The organism is Psychrobacter nivimaris (genome assembly GCF_904846365.1).
GTDB lineage: Bacteria > Pseudomonadota > Gammaproteobacteria > Pseudomonadales > Moraxellaceae > Psychrobacter > Psychrobacter nivimaris_B.
In genome coordinates, this window is sequence record NZ_CAJHAL010000004.1 from 94,857 (window position 1) to 116,590 (window position 21,734).

At 45.0% G+C, this 21,734-nt stretch carries 9 protein-coding genes and 1 pseudogene; 9 read left to right on the plus strand and 1 reads right to left on the minus strand.

What is annotated here, in order from left to right; genetic code table 11:
- Window positions 1-36 precede the first annotated feature (36 nt).
- The 3 genes from JMX63_RS03320 to JMX63_RS03330 are packed head-to-tail and all read left to right on the plus strand — an operon-like array spanning window position 37 to window position 2,609.
- Window positions 37-1,044 (plus strand): NAD(P)-binding protein, encoded by a 1,008-nt coding sequence (locus JMX63_RS03320; RefSeq protein ID WP_201570918.1) that lies wholly within the window; start codon window positions 37-39, stop codon window positions 1,042-1,044.
- On the plus strand, window positions 1,008-1,475 hold the full coding sequence (locus tag JMX63_RS14590; RefSeq protein ID WP_201570920.1) for a hypothetical protein: 468 nt from the start codon (window positions 1,008-1,010) through the stop codon (window positions 1,473-1,475). The genes JMX63_RS03320 and JMX63_RS14590 overlap by 37 nt, the downstream gene beginning before the upstream one ends.
- A 33-nt stretch (window positions 1,476-1,508) precedes the next feature.
- Window positions 1,509-2,609 carry a DUF2855 family protein gene (locus JMX63_RS03330; RefSeq protein ID WP_201570922.1) on the plus strand — a complete coding sequence of 367 codons (1,101 nt, stop codon included), beginning with the start codon at window positions 1,509-1,511 and terminating at the stop codon, window positions 2,607-2,609.
- Window positions 2,610-2,785: 176 nt separating this feature from the next.
- Here JMX63_RS03330 and JMX63_RS03335 read toward each other — a convergent pair whose 3' ends face one another.
- A complete protein-coding gene (locus JMX63_RS03335) occupies window positions 2,786-3,424 on the minus strand; it encodes a GDSL-type esterase/lipase family protein (protein ID WP_201570924.1) in 639 nt (212 codons plus the stop codon).
- A gap of 221 nt (window positions 3,425-3,645) precedes the next feature.
- Between JMX63_RS03335 and JMX63_RS03340 the strand changes: the two are divergent.
- The 6 genes and pseudogenes from JMX63_RS03340 to JMX63_RS03365 all read left to right on the plus strand — a co-directional run.
- Window positions 3,646-5,229: pseudogene (locus JMX63_RS03340) on the plus strand (circularly permuted type 2 ATP-grasp protein); the annotation flags it as partial.
- Between the two features lie 854 nt (window positions 5,230-6,083).
- Entirely contained in the window at window positions 6,084-6,869 is a 786-nt protein-coding gene (locus tag JMX63_RS03345; RefSeq protein ID WP_101205892.1) for a transglutaminase family protein, read from the plus strand.
- Between the two features lie 42 nt (window positions 6,870-6,911).
- Window positions 6,912-7,652: a peptidase gene (locus tag JMX63_RS03350; protein WP_201570928.1), complete on the plus strand. Its 741-nt coding sequence runs from the start codon at window positions 6,912-6,914 to the stop codon at window positions 7,650-7,652.
- A gap of 608 nt (window positions 7,653-8,260) precedes the next feature.
- Entirely contained in the window at window positions 8,261-11,662 is a 3,402-nt protein-coding gene (locus tag JMX63_RS03355) for a BRCT domain-containing protein (protein ID WP_201570930.1), read from the plus strand.
- A gap of 102 nt (window positions 11,663-11,764) precedes the next feature.
- Window positions 11,765-19,501, plus strand: a complete 7,737-nt coding sequence (locus tag JMX63_RS03360; protein ID WP_201570932.1) for a HEAT repeat domain-containing protein — start codon at window positions 11,765-11,767, stop codon at window positions 19,499-19,501.
- On the plus strand, window positions 19,498-21,732 hold the full coding sequence (locus JMX63_RS03365; protein ID WP_201570934.1) for a hypothetical protein: 2,235 nt from the start codon (window positions 19,498-19,500) through the stop codon (window positions 21,730-21,732). The genes JMX63_RS03360 and JMX63_RS03365 overlap by 4 nt, the downstream gene beginning before the upstream one ends.
- Window positions 21,733-21,734: the final 2 nt, after the last annotated feature.

Here is a 21,734-nt window from a genome sequence, read left to right on the forward strand (position 1 = left end):
GTATTGATAAAAATTCAACTTAAGAGTAAGGAAGCTATGAGTATTCAACAGCTAGAAACGGATTATCTAATCATTGGCAGTGGCGCGGTGGGCATGGCTTTTGCCGATGTGCTGCTCACAGAAACAGATGCTAATATTATTATCGTCGATAAACATCATAAGCCAGGTGGTCATTGGAACGATGCCTATTCGTTTGTCACACTACATCAGCCATCGTCTTTTTATGGTGTTAGCTCACGTGAGCTTTGCGGCGGTATGATTGATAAGATTGGTTTAAATAAAGGCTTATCTGAGCTGGCGTCAGGCGCAGAAGTCATGGCGTATTTCGATAAAGTCATGAAGCATACGTTTTTACCAAGTGGCCGCGTGAAATGCTTCCCGATGTGTGAGTACAAAGGCGACGGCAAGTTTTCATCGTTGCTGTCTGATATCAGCTATGAGGTTAAGGTCAATAAAAAAATCATTGATGGCACTTATTTTAAGACCTCAGTACCAGCGACCCATACCCCAAACTTTGAGATTGCTGAAGGTGTTAAGTTTGAACCATTAAATAACCTACCGAGTCTAACCAAACCCCGTGATGGTTACGTGATTATCGGCGGCGGAAAAACAGGTATAGATGCGGTTTTATGGCTACTAGAAAACCAAATTGACCCAGACCATATCACATGGATTATGCCAAGAGATGCTTGGCTGATCGATCGTAAAAACACCCAACCCTCTCGTGATTTTTTCACCCATACTATTGGAGCACAGGCTACTCAAGCAGAAGCGATTGCTGAGGCAGAAAACATCGAAGACCTGTTTAATCGATTAGAAAAAGGTGGCGTATTAATGCGTCTTGATCCAAATGTACGCCCGAAAATGTTCCATGGCGCTACCATTAGCAGTGAAGAGCTCAAGCAGTTACGCCGTGTTAAAAACATTGTACGTAAAGGGCGCGTGACTCGCTTAGATACTGACAAAATTTATTTTGGTGAGGACACATTGCTACCACGCCCAACACCATGCATATCGACTGCTCTGCACGGGCAGTACCAGTGACAGAGACGTACGATGTGTTCAAAGGTGATACTGTGGTGGTACAAACCGTACGTACCTATCAGCCTGTATTTAGTGCCGCATTTATCGCCCACATCAAGGCCAATTACGATGATGAAACTATCAAAAATGAGTTGTGCCAAGTGGTGCCAATTCCAAATCATGATACGGACTTTTTGGTTGGCCTTGTTAAACAAATGCAGAATCAGATGCGTTGGTCAAAGGAGCCTGTGCTACGTGAATGGATGATCAACAATCGCTTAGATGGCTTCACCAAATTGGTACGAGCCAGCGAAGACATGCCACCTGAAGAGCTTGCTATTCTTAAGCTTCTAAAAGAAGCAGGACCAAAAGCCGCTGCAAACATGCCTAAGCTCATGAGTGAAATCATGCAAATTACGGCAGCGCGTCAAGCCAAAACTGCTAATGCTTAATCTGATAACTATAAAATAAAAAAGGAAATAACCATGCAAGAATTTCAGACCAATAAAGCAAACTTAACCCAAGCTCGCCTGCAAGAGACGCCTGCACATACCCTAGGCAATGGCGAAGTACGTGTCAAAGTCGACCGCTTTGCCTTTACCGCCAACAACATTACTTATGCAGTCATGGGTGACCAATTACGCTATTGGCAGTTTTTTCCGCCAAATGGTGACGAGCCTGAAAAATGGGGTATTATTCCAGTATGGGGTTTTGGCGATGTTGTTGAGTCCAATAGTGATGCACTACCTATCGGTGAGCGCTTATTCGGTTACTTCCCGCCCGCCAATGAGTTAATCATAACACCCAAGCGAGTCACCCAAACCAGTTTACTTGATGATAGTGTCCATCGTGCCGAGCTACCACCCGGTTATAACCTATATCAGCGCGTCAATCATGAACCTGGTTATGACCGTGCCAATGACGATCAGCGCATGCTGTTGTTCGTATTGCATTTGACCTCATTTTGCTTACATGATCTATTGAAGAGTAATGACTGGTTTGGTGCAGAGCAAGTGGTGATTATCAGTGCCTCTAGCAAGACCAGTACTGGCTTAGCATATGGCCTAGCTGATGATAGAGACGCACCGCACGTTATCGGCCTCACATCAAACCGTCATATAGATTTTGTTAAGTCAATTGACGCTTATGACAGTGTGCTTAGCTATGACACGCTTGAGCAGATTGATGCAACTAAGCCGACGGTTATTGTCGATATGTCGGCCAACACTGATGTGCTTAGTCGTCTACATAGACACTTAGGCGATAACATGCGCTACACCAGCAATGTCGGTATCACGCATTGGGACGAACCGCGCCATGTAGACGGTATTATTCAAGAACGTAGCCAACAGTTTTTTGCGCCCAGTCATGTACAGCAATGCATGAAAGAATGGGGCCCTGAAGAGTTCAATAAGCGCTCTATGCGTTACATCATGAATAGCACTGCAAAAACTAGTGCATGGTTAAAGATTCAGGAGCTTGATGGAGTCAATGGCTTACTAGAGGCTTATAAAGATATCTGCGAAGGTAAAATAGCCGCTGATGAAGGTTTGGTAGTCGTCATGGGTGATAATGAAAAAGACTAGGCTATAAAAGTCTGTCTATAAAATTTATCGACTATTTGTCATTAGCAAAATGAAAATAAAACAGTAGAGAGTCTTGCCAATAAACTCTCTGCTTTTTTTTGTGCTTTATATACTGACTACAGACATACACCTTACTCATAATCTTTAAACTTAAAAGCTGTAGTTTACATTGCGGTTTAATGCACCCAACCTTCGTCTTTTAGATAATCATGCAACCCTTCAGCGAACTGTCTATAGCCTGCCGCATTGGCATGAATTTTATCAGACTTTAGAGCCTCGTCTGATAGTACAGTGGACCAGCCATCAGAATACAGAGGTATGTCTTCAGCTTCCGCAATATCTTCATACAGTGGATTATCACTTGCCTTGCCAAACAAAGCACTGGTACTGAGATACGGCTCAGCGATTAGGACAACGTCAATATTGTTGGATTGTAAGGTATCTATAGTCGCGACGATATTAGCCCGCGTGGTATCAGGTGCAATGCGCTGCAATACATCATTACCACCCACACCCAGTAAGACCAAATCTGGGTTTTGCTCAGTGATCTCATTCACTCGAGTAAGCACATCTGCAGAAGTGTCACCATTTACGCCTGCATTAACGACGTTCCATTTGCTTAGCTCTGCTAGCACCGTAGGATACGCTGTTTTAGGATTTGCGCCGTAACCATAGGTTAATGAGTCGCCAAGTGCGACCACTGTGCTACCAGCGGGCAAGATATCTTGTTGTGGTTCGCTACCACAGCCAATCACACTGATAGCCACTGACAACCCTATACCTGCCAGCATTAAAAACCTACCACGTAGCTTCATGTCTTCTCTTCTCCTGTTTCTATTGAGTTAAACTTATTGGAATTAGGTTCAAGTTTTTAAAAATCTATTATTTAACTCTTGTTGTATATTGCTCAGTAACCGTTGTATAGTCCATACAGGAGATAGACTACCTGTTGGGCGCAGTACAAGTGCTACTCTACTTAGCATAGACAGTGTATTCATCATAAAGTATAACTTTACCAAGGATACGTGAGGTATTTATGAATAAAACAGCATCTCAAAGTCAGTCTAAGGATGGAAACCCAGACAAAGAAAAATCTGCAAATCAGAGTCAGAGTCAATCCATTAAAGCAACCAGTACCGATACCACAAGTCCTGTGTCAACACCGATCGAAAATACCTTAACAAAAGACACTTCAGAAAAACCTGAGCAAAAATCACAAAGTTTCGATGAATTGCAGATCAGTAAGGGTAAGTATCGCCCAGTGGCACAAGCTGTTGGCCATTGGCTTGATAACATCAACATGGATGCCCTCAATTATCTAAACGAACAAGCAGAAAATATCTTTTACCGTAAAGGGGTCACCTTTACCGTCTATAGCGACGCTAAAAACATCGAGCGTATGATTCCGTTTGATATCATTCCACGCATTATTGCAGCGAGCGAATGGCAACAAATAGAAGCAGGCTGTAAACAGCGTATCACGGCTCTCAATGCATTCTTACATGATATCTACCATGACCAAGCCATCATGAAGGCCGATATTGTACCTGCCAGCTATGTCTATGCCAGTGGCTGCTATGAGCCATGGATGATGGGCATTGAGCTCGACAAACCTATCTATTCGCACATCAGCGGTATTGATTTGATTCGAGACGAGACAGGTAGGTTTTGTGTGTTAGAGGATAACCTGCGCACCCCATCAGGCGTCTCATATATGCTTGAGAGCCGCAATATATCAGAGACATTATTAGCTGATATATTTTCTGACACGCCTATTATGGGCATTAGTGATTATCCTAGCCGTCTCAAGGCCTGTCTTGCCAGCTCAACATCCAAATATGATCCACAAGTCGTCATTCTAACGCCAGGTCGCTTTAATAGTGCCTATTATGAGCATGCCTTCTTAGCGCATGAAATGAATGTGCCACTCGTCCATGGTTATGATTTGGTCGTTGAGGACAGCAAAGTCTATATGCAAGGCATTCGCGGCAAGGTACAAGTCGATGTGATCTACCGCCGCATTGATGATCCCTATATTGACCCGTTAGCTTTCAAATCTGATTCCATATTGGGTGTATCAGGGCTAATGAGTGCTTATCGCGCTGGCAACGTGGTAATTGTTAACGCCCCAGGTACGGGTGTGGCCGATGATAAGAGTTTATATCCTTTTGTGCCAGATATGATCAAATTCTACTTAAATGAAGAGCCTATCCTACCTAATATTGAGACATACCAGTGCCGTAAGCCCGACGATCTCAAATATGTGCTCGATAATCTAGACAAGCTGGTAGTAAAAGAAACACAGGGCTCAGGCGGATACGGGATGCTTATTGGTCCGACGTCGACCAAAAAAGAAATCGAAGAATATCGTGTACGTCTGCTTGAAAACCCAGCCGGGTTTATTGCCCAACCAACCATCTCACTATCTACCAATCCTACTGCCGTAAGCGACGGTATCGCACCGCGTCATATTGACTTGCGTCCCTTTATCCTCAGTCATGGTGATGGCACAGTAGATATTGTTCCCGGTGGTCTGACACGAGTGGCCATGGTTGAAGGCTCTTTGGTCGTCAATTCATCTCAAGGCGGCGGTATCAAAGACACTTGGATTATTGATGACAGTGACTTAGACAGCCAGCAAACCGACAAGTGCTCGCCTTTATCATCGGTAGGGGTCAATTCTTCAGGGCATGCGAACTACTATGATCGCGTCCAACCCTTAGAAACAGGTTACGAGAGTTTAGATGATGCTCCTATGATACTGCTACTCTCTACCGCCAGTCACTTAATATGGCTAGGCCGATATAGTGAGCGTCTGTATTACTACGACGATGTGATGAAACAACTCATCAAAGGCGATCTCAAAAAATCACAGATCAGACATTTAATTAGTCACCTAGGGTTTGCCGTTGATGGTGAAGTGTCACTGACCACCATGAAAGCACAAATGATGGCTGATTTGGAACAAAACATCATACCCAATATCGTGCAATCGATTGAGGACAATGTCCAAGAGGCCAAAGGTGTCATTGGTAAGGATACCGCTGAGTTATATAACTTGATTAAGCGTTTATCAAGTGCTGGCACGTATCGAGCGGCGACCTTGCAGCTACACGCGTGTAACGCTGCGATGAAACAAGAAAATCCGACAGTGACTTGCTTCTGGCAATTAGGGCGTCACTTTGAGCAGCTTGAGCGTGCCGTCTTGTTGGGAGAGGATTCAACAGAGATCAGTTTTGAATTCAGACACTGGATTAATGAATTGCCGGAAAATACGCGCTGGCGTGAACTTATCCGCTTGACCAATCAGATGATCAGGTCAAAGAAATTTAGTGATTTTGCGCTGATTAGCAAAGAGTTCAATCTCATATTGCGTCAAGGTGTATAGAAGGTGTCTAGCCAAAAACCAATAGCAATGGCTCATGAGACATATGGAATAAACAGAAAATAGAAAGATGCTATAAGGAAAATGCCATGAAACTTCAAATCAGTCACCAAACCAACTATTATTACGATGAGCTGGCGCAGCGCAGTGTACAGTATATACGCATGACACCCATGCAAATGCCGCACCAAACCATTCATAAATGGGATGTCATGCTCCCTAAAGTGGCGACCAACCAAAAGGATGGCTTTGGTAATGCATGGCTCACGCTCAGTCGTAACGAGGCACATAACAACTTACAAATGCAGGCGTCGGGTATTGTTGAGATCAACACCGAAACCGAACGACTAGAGGATATGGATCATGTCCCCTACCTATTATTTACCGTACAAACCCCGTTGACCAAATGCTCACAGGAGATGCGAGAATTTGCAGCGCCATACCTGAAAACCCCTACTCATGACAGCTTAAAGGCGATGGCGAATGCCCTTATTATGAAGATGCCTTTTGTTAAAGACGTCACGCATGTGGGCACGACCGCTGCTGAGGCGTTTGCGACAAGTGCCGGTGTGTGCCAAGACCATACGCATGTATTTTTAGGTATCTTGCGCGATCAACAGATTCCAGCGCGTTATGTGTCCGGTTATCTGTATGACGATACCGAAAATCACATGGCCAGTCACGCATGGGCTGAGGTTTGGCTGGATGGTTACTGGTATACTTTTGATATCTCAAATCAGGCCTTTACCCCAAATTCACATGTGTATGTGGCTATTGGGCGAGACTATCTAGATACGGCGCCTGTTCGCGGCGTGCGTATGGGCGGCGGTTACGAAAATCTTTACAGTTTGGTATTAGTCAAAAAGCTATCATAGCGTTTGCTATTTTTTATTACGTTTATTCATCAAGGGTATCTTATGACTTATTGTGCTGCCATTCGTCTAAAAGACGGTATGGTCTTTGCCAGTGACACGCGCACGAATGCCGGTGTTGATCACATATCGACATTCAGAAAGCTGTATCAATACGGCGTTGAAGGCGAGCGCTTTATGGTGCTACAGACAGCTGGCAGCTTAGCGACATCGCAGGCAGTGTTCAATAAACTACAAAGCGACATTGACCAGCGTGCTGAGAGTAACCTCAATACAGTAGCAACGTTGTTTGATGCCGCGCAAATGGTTGGCGAATGTATGCGTGATGTTATGAATCATGCAAAAGCAGTCGCTAATTCTAGTCGCGATGGTGCCTTTACCAGCTCGTTTATGCTTGGTGGTCAAATCAAAGGACAGCCACCTGAGCTATACCTGATTTATCCTGAAGGCAATTGCATCAAAGCCACTGAAGATACGCCCTTCTTTCAGTTAGGCGAAAGCAAATATGGTAAGCCTATTTTGGATCGTTCTGTCAGCTATAACACGGATGTAAGACACGCGGCACGTGCGCTGATGCTGTCATTTGATTCCACGATTCACTCAAATCTATCAGTCGGTATGCCGATAGATTTTGTACTTTATGACAATGACAGCCTAGCTCTGCCCAACGGCCGACGTATTGATGAGCGTGACGAGTACTTTAATACCATCCGTCATCAATGGTCAGATGCGTTACGTCGCACGTTAGTTGAATTGCCTAAATGTCCTGATGGTTATTGGGGATAAATAGCTCCGTATAAAATCATATTTTCTGCACTAAAAAGCCCTTTGTGATAGACAAAGGGCTTTTTTATTATCAACTAATAATCAGGCAATAAAAAACCGGAGTAGCGCTGAATAAACAGCCCTACTCCGGTTTTGCTTTAAAGGCCTTGAATGCCATCATAATGATGTCACACTCAATTGTTGTGTAATCTACCTCATGACCTGGTACATGGAAGACTCACTGGACTGCACCTAGATAAAGGCCCTAGTGCATTAGCTCAATCACGATTGCGTGATTGCGCCAGCGAGCTAATGACACTAGGGCCTTTATCTAGGTATTAGCAGGACTGAAACAGTCTTCCTTGGGTAAAATGTAATGGCTTGACTCGTGGACGACGCAACGTCGCCCCTCACCGTAAACGGTGAAACGCTAAATCTCACAACTCGTTAAGTTTGCCTCATAATAGTTGTTATTGTCAATATATAATTGCAAATAAAATCATGCGCGACGCTATATGTCGCAGCCCATATATTTCCTTACAAAAGTCCTTGATGTTTTCTCTGAAACGCGCTTTTATGGTGCTACAAAATTACGCGCACTGACAAAATAAAAATTAAGGCAAATTTCTATGAGTCTGTCATTTTCACAAATTCAGCAAGCTTGGCAAGTCCAAGATCCAAGTTTGGTCGATAAACTATGTACATTGGCAACTCAAGCTGTTGCGATTCCTGAAACACCCATCCCTGAGCATGAGCTTACTTTTGATCGGTTTTTAGATAAGATATTTAGTCATCAGTTTCGGGACCAACATTCCGAAGTACAGTTTGCAGAGCGCGTGGCAATGATTGCCAAACTGGAAGCAGACGAAGGCGTTTACCCCCTCCCAGATCGCTATAAGATCCATATAACACTGACCGCACTGTGGGAAGATGGCAGCGCGTACTCTAGAGCCATCTTAAAACAAGCCATTACGGCTTTGCCAGTCAGCTATGGTGCGTGGAAGGGTTTAAAGCGTATTTATAAGCAAGCTGAATTTTCTCAAGATTATGAGATATTTGGACAAATAGCCGCCAAGATTGATTTACAGCGTTTCAATCAAACCGCCAACTCTGCGGTCAGTCTCGCCACCAAAACCTATATGAGCCTTAGAGCATGGCGTTATCTGCGGCAGTTGGGTCAGCAAATGCCGATTGGCTATATTGATGCTGCCGTCTGTGTACTCGCCAGCTATGACGAAACCATGACGGCAGGTAGCCTTGCACAAACGAACAGCTGGGTACTCAATCACATCTGTTTCCATAACAGCCTTGATTATGGCGTCAATCGATTCAGCAGTCGCTCACCTCGCAAGCTCTTTGATGCCAAAGGTCGCGCGTTCTCTGAGGCGTGGCAACGAGACCCTGAACCACTTATCCAGCTATTGGCTATTGCCAAAAATGAGGCTGTCAGACAGTTCGCAACCGATAGCCTAAAGCACGATTTCAAAACCCAACTACGTGATGTGAGTGGTGAGACGCTACAATATCTATCTGCTGGACAAGCGCACAGTAAAGCGCGTGATGAGATGATTGTTTGGCTATTAGAAAATTCACCGCATTTTGAAAAGTCTAAATTTAAAACATTGGGCTTGCATCAAGTGGTGCTACAACTACTCCATTCACACTATCCTGCCGCCTATCAATATGCGATTGGCTATGCCAAAAGCTACGCTCAGGACTTATCACTCACTGAGCTGATGTTGCTTGCCATGTCAGATTATGAACCTGTTAGAGCATTTGCCATCAATAGTATCCTGAGTCGTGACCCTGTTGCTGATATTGGTGTCAACGGTTGGGGTCAGCTGTTAGATACAGAGCATCACTATCAAACGGCGAGTAAACAACTTAGCAAACACTTTACAAGGCGTGATTTGACCCCTGAGTGGTTTTTTGAACGATTGACTAGCGGTAGAACACACAGCGTAAAATTTGCAATAAAAAAACTGCCTGAGCTTTATAGTGCCAAAGAGCTAGGGACTGAATACTTTATTCGTGTTGCCCAGCAGCTAGACATACCAGAGCAACAAGACTTCTCTGCTTATAACGATAGCGACTGCATGGACTTTGCGTTGGATCAGCTCAGACGTTTGGATTTGAGCCAAGTAAACGCGGCAGTATGGCAAATGCTGCTATTACATCCACTGTCGCAATCCACTATTACCGATTGGTTTGATGAAGATGTACTGTCAGCGGCGACGCTTGATATGAGTTATTGGCATGCACTTGCCTATGAGCCTGACTGGCAGGTAAGTGAATATATTGAACAATTAAAATCTGCTGACACTCTTATTAAAAACTGGCAAAAGCACTTGGCCTTTGATGAGTATTTAGCAGAAAACGTGCGAGATTGGCTGTCTGATGTGCGTCGGTTTGCGCCGATAGATTTAGGTTTCGACTGGCTTATGAATCTTGCGCATAGCGAACAAGCACTCTACCGTGAATTTGCTATTGAGCGCATTAACAAAGGGTTCTTGCCTGCCGACTTTGTCGCATATCTTGACAGTAATGAAGACGCCTCTACTGACAACGCTTCCAGTAATAGCATTGACAATAAAGGTTCTGATAGCAGTGCCGCTACTGAAGTAGATTTAACCGGCCAACGCTATTTATTCACAGGCAAGATGCAAAGTATGACTCGTGGCGAGGCCGAAAAAGTTGTGAAAGCGGCTAATGGTGCCATCAGTGGTGCTGTCAACGGTAAGTTAGATTACTTAGTCATCGGTGATGATGGTTCACCGTTATACGGTAATGGCCGTAAAGGTAGCAAGCAAGTTAAAGCCGAAAGCTTAATCGCTGATGGTGCGCCGCTAAAGATTATTTCCGAAACCGCTTTTTTACAGATGCTAAGCGGTCAATCACGAGAGGTGTCTGAAGACGATACTTTTGCAGGTGCCAATGCACTGTGGCATATGGCAACAGATGATGCTACTGCACCTATCAGTGAGCTTGCGATCAGCTACCTCAGTCATCATCATGAACAGATTTGCATGGCATTGACAGACAGACCAGTCGATCCTGATGCGATTATCCCTTCTTCATTCTTTAATGCGGAGCGCGTCATTCCTTTATTGCAACACCGTAACAGCCAGCTGCGAGACTTTGGCTTATTACTGAGTAAGTATGAGATGGCGACGTGGCAAACAACGCCAGCCCTATGGCTGATGATGGCAGAATCTCCCTATACGGATATCACTCAACTGCTAAAGCGTGCGCTATTGGATAAGCCATCCGTTGCCAATCGACGTTACCACGTTCAGTCAGCACAGTTGAATGCTGGCATGTTGAATGCGTTGATTGAAAGCAAAGCGCGAGTCGCTCGCCAAATCGGTATCACCTTGCTGCAGCGTCATGCTAATTTCCAAGATGTGCAGTCTTTATATCGATTGACCCAAAGTACAGACCATGAAGTACGTTATGCTGCCGTGACCATGCTATGGAAACACTACAAGGCGCGTCACGTGTCTCCAAACTGGCAACCAGCCAGTAGCGATAGTAAAGATAAAGATGCTGCACGAGATAAAGACAACAGCGCACAACCAGTCATAACAGAGCAGTCAGATAAACGTTTGGCAAGCTTGCCTGCAGAAGCTGATCAGCTACTAATGCTGCTACGCCGTGGTCTCTTTGAGCTACCACCTGGTCGTCTAGGCGGTTCGCAAGAGCCAAGTACTAGTGACAGTAATAAGCACAAAAATCAACGTTACTCAGATAAAAACTCAGCATCACCACAGTCATCAGATACATCTGAGTCAGATAGCAATATCACACTAAAACCCATATCTGCGAGTCGTGCCAAACTGGCGTTGATTGAGACCTTTCGTGATGTGGCGTTGGCTGACAGCACCTTTGCGGCGCTCATTATGCCCACACTGTTCACCTTTACGCACTCGGCAGGCAAGATGGAGCGTCATGCGTGTTTGGTTGCCGTCACACGGCTATTGCATCGCTATCCTGAGCTATGTAAAAATCTGCAGCCAGTGGCATCGGCTTAACGGCTTTGGCAAACAGATATAGATAAATAGCTACTAGCAAGCTTTTATATTCGAAAAAAATACTCAAAAAAAATATGACGTCACCTCAACTGAGATAACACCATGAAAACAATAACACTCCCCTATTGGGGTCAAATTATTGGCTTAGTCAGTAAGGCCAACAGCACCCAAGCGGCAACTCAAAAGACAACCAAGCAAGATGGGCGCAGTCTTTTTATTACTCGCCAGCAGCGAGCATCTGCTACGGTCTTATACGTCCTTGATCAACAAGGTGAGCAATTCAGCTTATCGACAACAGCGCTGCCTTGTGCGATGCAAGCGATCACCAAAATAGATGACAGCACTATTGTGATGATTGGTGATGATGGTCATCTTTATCAAACGGATTGGCAAGCAAAGAAAGTTAAGAAGACCAGTGCTACATCCTTGTTCGATGCACCTAAAAATAATAACGATGATATAGGCCGTGCCGTAGCAATGGCACAACTACAAGATGCCTTGGCTATCTTATATCCAAAATACATTGTCGTATGGCCTTATCAGGACAGTCAAGCCAGCAGTACTGTCATCGTTGAGCCTTACTCGTCTTCTATAGCAGCATCAAGTAAGGAGTCTGCATTAACAGCGCTAGCAACCTCAAGTGATGGTTCGTGGTTAGTCGTGGCAGATAAAACGGGAGATGTTAGTAGCTATCAATGGACCTCAGATGGTGTCCAGCTCACTCTAAGTAGCCGCAAACAGCTCCACCAAGGTAAAGTGAACGCGCTTTGTTTTGAGCCAGTCGGGCAGCACTTCTTCTCAGCAGGCGCAGATAAGTGCTTATACCGTACTCATGTCCAAGGCGATCTGCACCCTGTTGATAGAGCCAAGTCTAGCCAACACAGCGAAATGATCACGGCGCTTTGTGTCTCAGACACACGGTTGTTCACTGCCGCTGATGACAAGAGTGTTAAATCATGGGCATTTGATAAAGGTCAGCCAAACAGCTGTAAAGAGGATCTAACCAAGGCTCGACAGATCGTCTTATCTTCTTATGCTGAACAACCAACGCTCATCGTCGTCAGTGCCGATCAGAGCTTACGTTTCATACCTATTGACCATACTAAAAGTACGTCACAGAATAGTACGGCACAAAACAGTAAGTTGCTCCCAGTCACTTATATCATCAAAGACGGCTATCAGAGAATCAGCCAGTTACTGACAGATACGTCAAATAATAATGATGTGTCGTTTAAAGAAGGTCTAGCGCTGCTACAGGCGCAAGCAGATAACCAAACGTTAGAGCTGGTTAAAAAATTACTTGCTGATAGCGACACGCTCACGGCTAACCAAGCATTGCAATTGGTACAGTGGGTTGCGACTACTAATCTTGATAAAACTGCACAGGTTTTAGAGCAGCAACTAAGCTCAGCGCACAGTGCAAAAGTACGCCTTGCTGCTTTTCATGCCTTGGCCGACCGCGCAAGTACGGCGAAGCGACCGCTGCATTATCTAGAAGAAGCCTTTAAAAACCGTTACTACGAAGAAGTGGTGGCTTCTGCGTTACAAGGTTACTTAAAGGTTGCGATGAAGGATGCCACTAGTCAGCGCCGCATCTTGCCTATTTTAAGAGAGGCGTTGTCACACAGTTTTGCAAATATTCGTAAGCAAGCATTGGCCTCGCTTGAGACACTATTGCCTGACAACAGCCCTCAAGCAGATTTGATGGCATTAGACTGCAATCAGTCAGACATTGTCCAATCAGGACTGATTCGTCTGTATCAGCGCGGTATGCTAAACCATCTTGAAGTCTCGCGTCAGTTGATGCTGCTACAGAATCATCGTAATACAGAGATTAGGCAAACGGCGTTTTACGTCTCATTGTTGTCTCAGCCTAAGTTGATAGAGGCATTGAAACAGCAAGGTGACACGCAAACATTACGTACCCTGACTGATTTTGATGACTTTCGCTTACTGCGCGGCACGCTACTAGATAATGCTAGCAACGCAGCGGCAAATGATAAGAGTGTTAAACAATCAGAATCCGATGAGGCGATCCGTTTAACCTTATCTACGCAAGATTTTATCTCGCAAGCAGATAGTACCCAAGCATCTAAAAGTAAGGCTAAAACGGCCAAATCCAAGAAGCCTGTTGCTGAATCTATAAAGCTAAGCAATGACACGTTAGAGCCATTATTACAAAGCTTAAGCAATAGTCACGAAGATATCAGTTTCCGAGCGGCTTATACGCTGGCTTGCCTACAAGACAAACGAGCGTTTGGCACCCTGATTAGTCTAATGAGCCATGATGACAGTGCCATCATCCGTGCTGGTGTCGCCACAGCGCTTGGTCATTTAAATATAGAAGACGCCAAAGCAGTCCTACCGACATTACTAGATGATAAGGACGCTGGCGTGCGCCAAGTCGCCATGCAAGCCTATGGCAAATTGGCAGACAATGCATTGTCTTGGGCAGCGACAGGTTTTGCTTCTAAACATCAAGATATTCACGAGCAGTCTTTAGCACTGTTTTTAAAGCATGTTGCAGCAGATAGCTCAAATAGTGGTGACAAAAGCACTCAGATGTCGTCAGAGATGACAGACATACTGCTACAGGCATTGAACAACCCTTTTACCAGTATTCGGTTAGAAGTGGTTAAAGTTCTATTAAACCGCCAATTTAAGCAGTCATCTGACAATATTTCTAAAAATGTTTCTGACAGTGCTATCGTTGACATTATTGAGCTATTGCAGCAAAGCCTTTTTGAAGATGTGCACCAAGTGGCGATAGAAGAATGGCAACGACTGTTGCTAGCGATGAACTCGAAGCATAAAACGAATAAAACTGAAGAAACTGATAGTCAAAAGACCAATCAAGCTGTCCTGACCCTATTCTTTTCAGATACGTTTGCCGCTATTCGCAAACAAGCCTTTGACATCGCACTTAAGCAAAGCAAGCATTTAGGGTTTGCTGACGTCATGTTGAGCGCGCTTGCCAGCCCTTATGCTGATACCAAGCAACTGGCCCTTACGACAGTGCAAGCCAGAGCGAATACGACTCAGCTGACACAGTTGATGCCAGCTATAGTGGCCATGTTCGCTGATGACAGTATTGAGCTACGTAAACAAGCTTTGACGGTCGCTTTGGCGCTGACAGACTTACAGCCTACTATTTTAGCGGATTACAGTAGCCTAGATGATAGTAGCACCGATGATCAACCGAATCATCACGAAGCATTGATTACCGCGGCCCTCAACAGTCCTTATCCTGATATTCAGCTAACAGTCGCTCAACTGCTGGCCAGCCAATCACGCTTATACACTGACGAAGAACAGGCAAAGCGAAGTGATGAGCAAGCGTACCAAGTCTTTAAGCATTACTTAGATCTACCAATACCCTCTCAGGACAAAAAAAGTGAAACATATACTCAGTGGTACAGTCATGTAGGCCAAGCATTATTTGGTTTATCAAAGCTAGCTTATCCCTCAACATACAACGCGCTTAACTGGTACGATAAATATTTACACCACCCTGACGCCGATTTTAAATCACTTGCTCCAACACTCACGCTCATGGTGACTGTAAACGATATTGATCTGCTGCTCAAATGGCAAAAAGATGAGAGCCCCATTATTTGCCATTGTGCCAATTTTGGTTTGGCTATCCTAGGTGATACGCGTGGGCAGGCTTTGTTGACTCATGATATTTATGGCAATATCGACAATAGCAATCTGGTAGCATCAAAAATGCCTGTTTATTGGCTTCAAGCGCAGCACGGTTTAGGTATTACACATGCACGACAATTACAGCCTTTGTTTGAGTCAGAGTCCTATGCAGTAGCAGCCAGACTGTTATTGATATTTAATGATTTACAGAATGGCTTGCAAGGTGGCAGGCAAGCTCCTGAAAAGACCGCTACCAGCACTGTCAGGCCCAATCGACTGATAGAAGCCTTAAGCTTTGCCGATAATGACACAGCAGTAGTCTATGCCAACATACTTGCTCGTTACCCAAATGACGTACTACGCCCTAATAACCAGCAAGCACTATCGTCAACGTGGCAGTACCTAAGTGATTATTTGTCACGTCAATTAGGCAGTATTTTATCTTCTCACTCTGAAGTCATTACGATGATGATAGATGCCATGCCAAACACGGCATATAAAGGTGGTGTTAAAGGACAGTCGCATAATACATCCTCTATCCGAGCAAGTATCCTGACAACCGTCAGTACCGAAAACTTACAACAGCTCGCCAACCTCAGTCGACATCAGCAGCCATTGGTACGCGCGCAAACCATTAGTGTCATTTGTAACTTATCTGAATTACTCGCCCATGACTACTATGACGATGAGGACGATGTTTTTGAGACATTACAAAAATGGCAACGCAGTTTGCAGGCATTGTTAAGTGCTCACCCAGTTACAGCCACAGTTGATGAGGTAGCAGGCGATACACAAACAGGCGATAGCTCTCCTACTGAACAACAAGACAGTCAGGAAGTACATTATCCATACCAGTCTCTTGCCTTTGGCGCTTGGATTGGTGTCATACGTGCAGGCGACGATTATTATGCTAATAGCAGCACCACAGACCAAGCCATTCGAGGGCTAATGTGGCTTGCTACTCAATCATCGCAGCTCAACACTAATAACGATGAGGACTGGCGAGACAGTACCAGTCGCGTGTTATTGCCATTACTCAACCACAGTAGTTTTGACACTCGTGAGTTGGCTTGGGCATGCTTGTATAAGCTGGACATGCCTGCCAAAAAGCTGGCTGACTATGCCATGAGCACGCCCTACCGTGACATGGTAAAACGCGGCTTGGATTTATTGTTAGATACCGTAAAGAACGATGCTATACAGCAGCAAAGCAAACCATCGGATACAGCGACTGTCAGTGGTAGCGCTGATCAACAACTCATTGATTTGTTAAAAACCAATAATCACACCTTAGCAGAAGAGGCCTATCAGCTGTTAAAGGGCCGACTAGGCCATCTGCCTGCTAGCTTACTTGGGCTACAGTCTTATTGTCAGTCGCTACTGCCTCAGATCGTTGCTGAATGGAAACAAGTTATCGTCACGCCCTTTGCAAACAGTCAATCGCCGTCAGTGCAACGCCAAGACAAACTGACGTTTTTGTTGCATGCTGTGAAGAGTGATGATTGGGATGCAAAATATCAAGCACTGAGTCAACTGGTCGAGTTTCATGACGTACTCTTTGCGGACAACACGCTATTTGATAGCTTATTTGATTTTGCTGAAGACGCTCAGGCCAGTAATGAGAAATACCGTAGCTGGAACTTACTTGTTGAGGCACTCACGTCGTACCAATTCATCAATAAGAACACTTTAGAGGGTCATTTAAAGAATGGTTTGGAGAGCAGCTTTGATATTGCGACTGCTGAACAAGTTGCTAATGAAGCGCACTTACGATTATTAGCCTTACTTGACGATCCCCATATCAACAAACCTAAGCAGTTTATTTATGGTGATATCGCTGACCTACGTAACATGAATCTCGTGGCACCATTACTACAGCGTTTAGAGAACCTGTTTGAGCACACGCCGCAAAAGCATAAAGAGGAGCGTAAATATTTATTTGATACCTTAGTAAAAATCAGTGGTTACGATCAAAAAATTGAGGATTATTTGGACGAGCGTGAAGACACGCGCTGGTTACAATGTCAGCACCCTAGAGACTCGCAAGTCTTGCTGTCACTGTTTACGACCCTTATGAATCATAGTGATTATGCGCTTGCCGCACAGCTATTACCGTCACTGGCATGGGTACAATCGGACGACAGCGATTTATCCTCGCGCATTGATAGCGCTTTGGCGCTAGCCTACGAGCAGATGCCAGCTAAGCATACTTTTAAATTGGTCGAGACACTGGCATATCGTGCCAAAAGACGGCACGGCAGCATTGCTTCATTACAAAATGCCCTGCGTAATAAAGACGCTGATGTGCAATTTGCCGCGGCTGAAGGACTCGCTAAATGCGGTCATGCTGATGGGGTCAATATCTTGATGGCCACGATCGATTATAACCCTGATGCGGAGTTCCGCAGCTGCAGTGTGTTAGCCATTGGCGAGCTACTAGGCAGCAATAAAAATCAAAATGCTGACTCGCCTAACGCTAGCTCGCCTGCGGACAATGCTGATAAGAACTTACAGGTTCATACCTTATACAAAGCCTATGATAAGTTAATCAAACTGGCCGAGGACGACGAGCACTACTTACAAGACGTGGCTAGTGAAGCCTTGGGTCGCCTTGCACAAGGCGGTGATTTTGAGCATAGTCCGCATATTTTTGAGCTATTAAAATCGCACTTGTCAGACCCTGCAGTCCATTTCACCAATCCCGCCATTGTCCATTGGTTAAATGGACTGCGCTGGCTCAACACAACGCCTGCTTGGGAACAAATCCGCAGCTATATCCGCACTCATATCGATAAAGCCATATTCTTCCGTCCACAAAGGCATGCGGTATGGCTACTGCAGATGAATGATAACGATGCCAATAAAGCATTAATCTTAGATATTTTAAAAACGAGCAACCTAGATCGTACTGTGCTCATGGTGGCTTATACTGCGGCACAGAAAACGTGGGGCAGTCTCGCGTCGCAGGTTTACCCTTATGATTGGGCAGCCATTCAAAGCCATAATACTGACTTTATAGAAGAGACTGAGTATTTGAGTCTAAAGCGTATCATTGATAATAGCAGCATCGATGAGCTGGCAGCATTTATCACCCAGCATGGCGCGCACTTGCCAGCTGACACCTTGACGGCACTGCAAAATGCCATTCTGGCCAAGCAAGACATGCCAACATCGCAGCTTACCGCGTTGATTACCAGTAGTAATCCCCTGACACAGCATATTGGACTGTGTTATCTGACCCAATATCCAACTAACTATTTAGACAAAGAAATGGTTGCGACGTTGCAGCAGCGTTTTGACACTGCAAGCGAGCAATGGCACACGCTTATCGACACCATCAACCGCAGTCCAACGACCATCAATAATAGTCAATGGATTGATATGGTTGAGCAAGTGGGTAGCACCATCAAACAGCTGGTTTGGCTAATCATGCGTCATGTGTCCATTACCACTGCCAAAGGTGCTGTCGATAAAGCGGCTACTAAGCAGATCGTGGCAATGCTTGATTGGCTCAATGATGCTCGTCAACCATTGACCATCACCTCCATTCCACTGCTCTCTACGACCGTCAGTGATTGGTGGCAGCAAGCGCTGTTGGCACTACTGGCTAGACCTGTCGCTGACGATAAAGTGCTATCAAGTATCTTGCCAACGTTGAACGTTGTCTCGACAGCAACTCAATCGCAGCTCACTTACGACAACCAAGCCTTGCTAGGAACTGTGATTGCTCGTATTGAACAAAGCGGTACATCTACCCAAAAATCCATAATAACTGTAGTCAGAAATGCGCTGAAAAACAATGCGCTAAAACATACGGGCTCGTCTACCGAGATACCAATCAATCAGCAGCTACTACAGTGGATCAAAGCAAAAGACGCTGACGCACTTTATCATTGTGCAAATAATGACAACATGGAGATGAAAGTTCGCATCCGTGCCATCGAAGCGCTTGGACAGCTACATGATCCAAATATTGAACAGTGGCTGACGACGCTCATGACACATGAAAACTCAGACATTCAGAAGCTTGCTTATAAAGTACTACGCCGCTGGCAGCGTGCCATGATACGAGCACAGCGAAAGCGTCCGTTGTCATCTGGCAATATGGAGGTGCAACCTAGCTCGACCATCGCAGCACAAAGTAGTCAGGACAGCAGTCAAAAAAGCAATCAGGGTGAAGGAGATAGTCAATGACTATAGATAATCAATTAGACCAAGCATCAGAAACAGAGTCAGAAGTAGTGGCAAACACTGATGGTCTGATGATGCAGTTGGACTACGCCGCACCCAGCCAAATCAGTCAAGTTAAAGAATCGTCAGACTCACTGTCGAAGGCGCAAACAAGCGAACACTCTCAGCATGTGGCACTATTTGCTCAGCTGAATCGATCTGACGTTAACTTCCACGGTAAGGTCAAGTTTCCCCTTGTCTTTCGTGACAGTTTGCTAGCACTATTTGATGTGGTCAGTAGTGATTACCGTTATGTGCCAAAAGACCGCTCAGCGTACACGGTATTTATGCAGATGCGCCGTGCCAGCAGCAATAAAAACCTATTTACTGCGCAGCGTGATTATTTCACGTGGCTATTCGACAATGACCCGCTGGCTTTTTGTATTTTGGATCCGATTATTCAGGTGCATGAGCAAGGTGTCAGCTTTGAGGTATTTAGCCGTGATGAAGGCTGCTATGCTCAATTGACCTTGACCAATGAGATTTTTGATCAAAGTACCAAACCCACCCTTGGCACAACAAGCATTGATTACAGTGCGGCGTTGTTCAACGGTATTGAAAAAATACGCGACCATCAACAAACAGTATTAGACATTGGCCATGAAGCGGTCGGCTTACAGTTACTCGAGACCACGCCAGAGCCCGCTGAAGCAGATACTGATAGTACAGTAAGCACGCCCACCGTAAAAAAACAGATCATAGAAAAGCGCATCAATGTGCCCAAAAGCTGGATCAGAGCACTGCTGCAAGTACAGTCTGCAAGTCAATTGCCAAAAGACACCATCCATCTTGATCCAATCGCATTGTATAACGTGCTGTTTGAGCTGCGTATGCATGCTGACATCAAAAGCAAACGCCGTGGATTGTTGATTGAGCTTAGACCTCAGCAGCTGCCGGTGATTATATTAGAGCCTTTTGACATCACTGTCACAAGCCAAGTCAGCCAACAGCAAAAGCCCTATCAAGGTCAACAAGCGAAGCTGATTCGCTTATGGGGTCGCCGTCGTCTGAGTCTATTAAAACGTCTGTTGCCACATACCGACAGCGTTTCGATGTCGCTACTGGGTCAAGGCATGCCAAGCTACTGGACACTAAAAGGCAAAGGCTTTCATTTTACCTTTGCTATGACAGGCTTTAGCCAAGCCAACTGGTCACAGTCATTGAACTTTGACTTGTTACTGCCAAAGCGTCCACTGCATAATACATTAGCTGCTATTGAAGGGTTATCAGGCAGTGGTAAAGCAACTTTAAATGACATCGGTGATAATAGTAACGACGATAATGGCTTGCCTGTATTAATTAAAACACTGGAAAATACCCCCAGCAATCTAGAAGACTTGATAAAGTCGCTATCAGTAGATGCTTCATTAAAATCTGTGCCTGTTTCTCACTCACAAGTGCAGCAATGGTTACTGTCAGGTACGCAGCAAGGCTTGATTCGTTATGATATTGCGCAAGGTAGCTATTACTATCGTCCATTTACTCAGACACCGCTCGATATGGCACAGTTCGCTTATCACAATGAGGCAGAAAAGCAGGCTTTTGATTTGATTAGCCGTACGGATGCCGTGCAGAAATTCTCTGTTGAGACAGTCGCTGTCAAAGGTATTACCATTCGTGCAGATATTCATGTCGAAGAAGACAGACGCACTTATCACAGCCAGCTACAATTAAGCGATGAAGGGCTAGTCACCAAGGCGGAATGTAGCTGTCCGCAGTACTTGCAGCACCGCCTCACACAAGGCGTGTGCGCGCATCTTATTGCGCTACGACTTAGATATAACCAATACGACCCAAATAACATGGGCAATGACAGCTGGCATGACACTCGTGTCTTGAGTAAACGCGTACCGAGTAAGCACTTTAATCAGCCCAAGAATAAACAAGAAAGCGTACAAGTAGCAGCTCATAGCTCGTTAATGACATTACCTGCTGCACCAACGCTTGATTTGACGGCCTTAGCACAACCAGCCGCCCAGTCACACGCGACTGCAAGCGATAAGACACAAGAGACCGCTATTGCTTATGTTTACATCACCATTGCCCATAAGAAGATTACCATTGAACAAACAATAGGTGACAAGGATACGCGCCAGCAGCTGGTGTTCAATCAGCCTGCCCAAGCCAAAGCCGCTTTTTTACAACATATTGCCAGATTTGAAGCCAAAGGCTTTATCGAAAACCAAGGGATGTAAGG

Excerpts from the sequence above, each read along its gene's own strand:
- JMX63_RS03320 (WP_201570918.1), top strand. The coding sequence starts at position 37 with ATGAGTATTCAACAGCTAGAAACGGATTATCTAATCATTGGCAGTGGC.
- JMX63_RS14590 (WP_201570920.1), top strand. The coding sequence starts at position 1,008 with ATGCATATCGACTGCTCTGCACGGGCAGTACCAGTGACAGAGACGTAC.
- JMX63_RS03330 (WP_201570922.1), top strand. The coding sequence starts at position 1,509 with ATGCAAGAATTTCAGACCAATAAAGCAAACTTAACCCAAGCTCGCCTG.
- JMX63_RS03335 (WP_201570924.1), bottom strand. The coding sequence starts at position 3,424 with ATGAAGCTACGTGGTAGGTTTTTAATGCTGGCAGGTATAGGGTTGTCA.
- JMX63_RS03345 (WP_101205892.1), top strand. The coding sequence starts at position 6,084 with ATGAAACTTCAAATCAGTCACCAAACCAACTATTATTACGATGAGCTG.
- JMX63_RS03350 (WP_201570928.1), top strand. The coding sequence starts at position 6,912 with ATGACTTATTGTGCTGCCATTCGTCTAAAAGACGGTATGGTCTTTGCC.
- JMX63_RS03355 (WP_201570930.1), top strand. The coding sequence starts at position 8,261 with ATGAGTCTGTCATTTTCACAAATTCAGCAAGCTTGGCAAGTCCAAGAT.
- JMX63_RS03360 (WP_201570932.1), top strand. The coding sequence starts at position 11,765 with ATGAAAACAATAACACTCCCCTATTGGGGTCAAATTATTGGCTTAGTC.
- JMX63_RS03365 (WP_201570934.1), top strand. The coding sequence starts at position 19,498 with ATGACTATAGATAATCAATTAGACCAAGCATCAGAAACAGAGTCAGAA.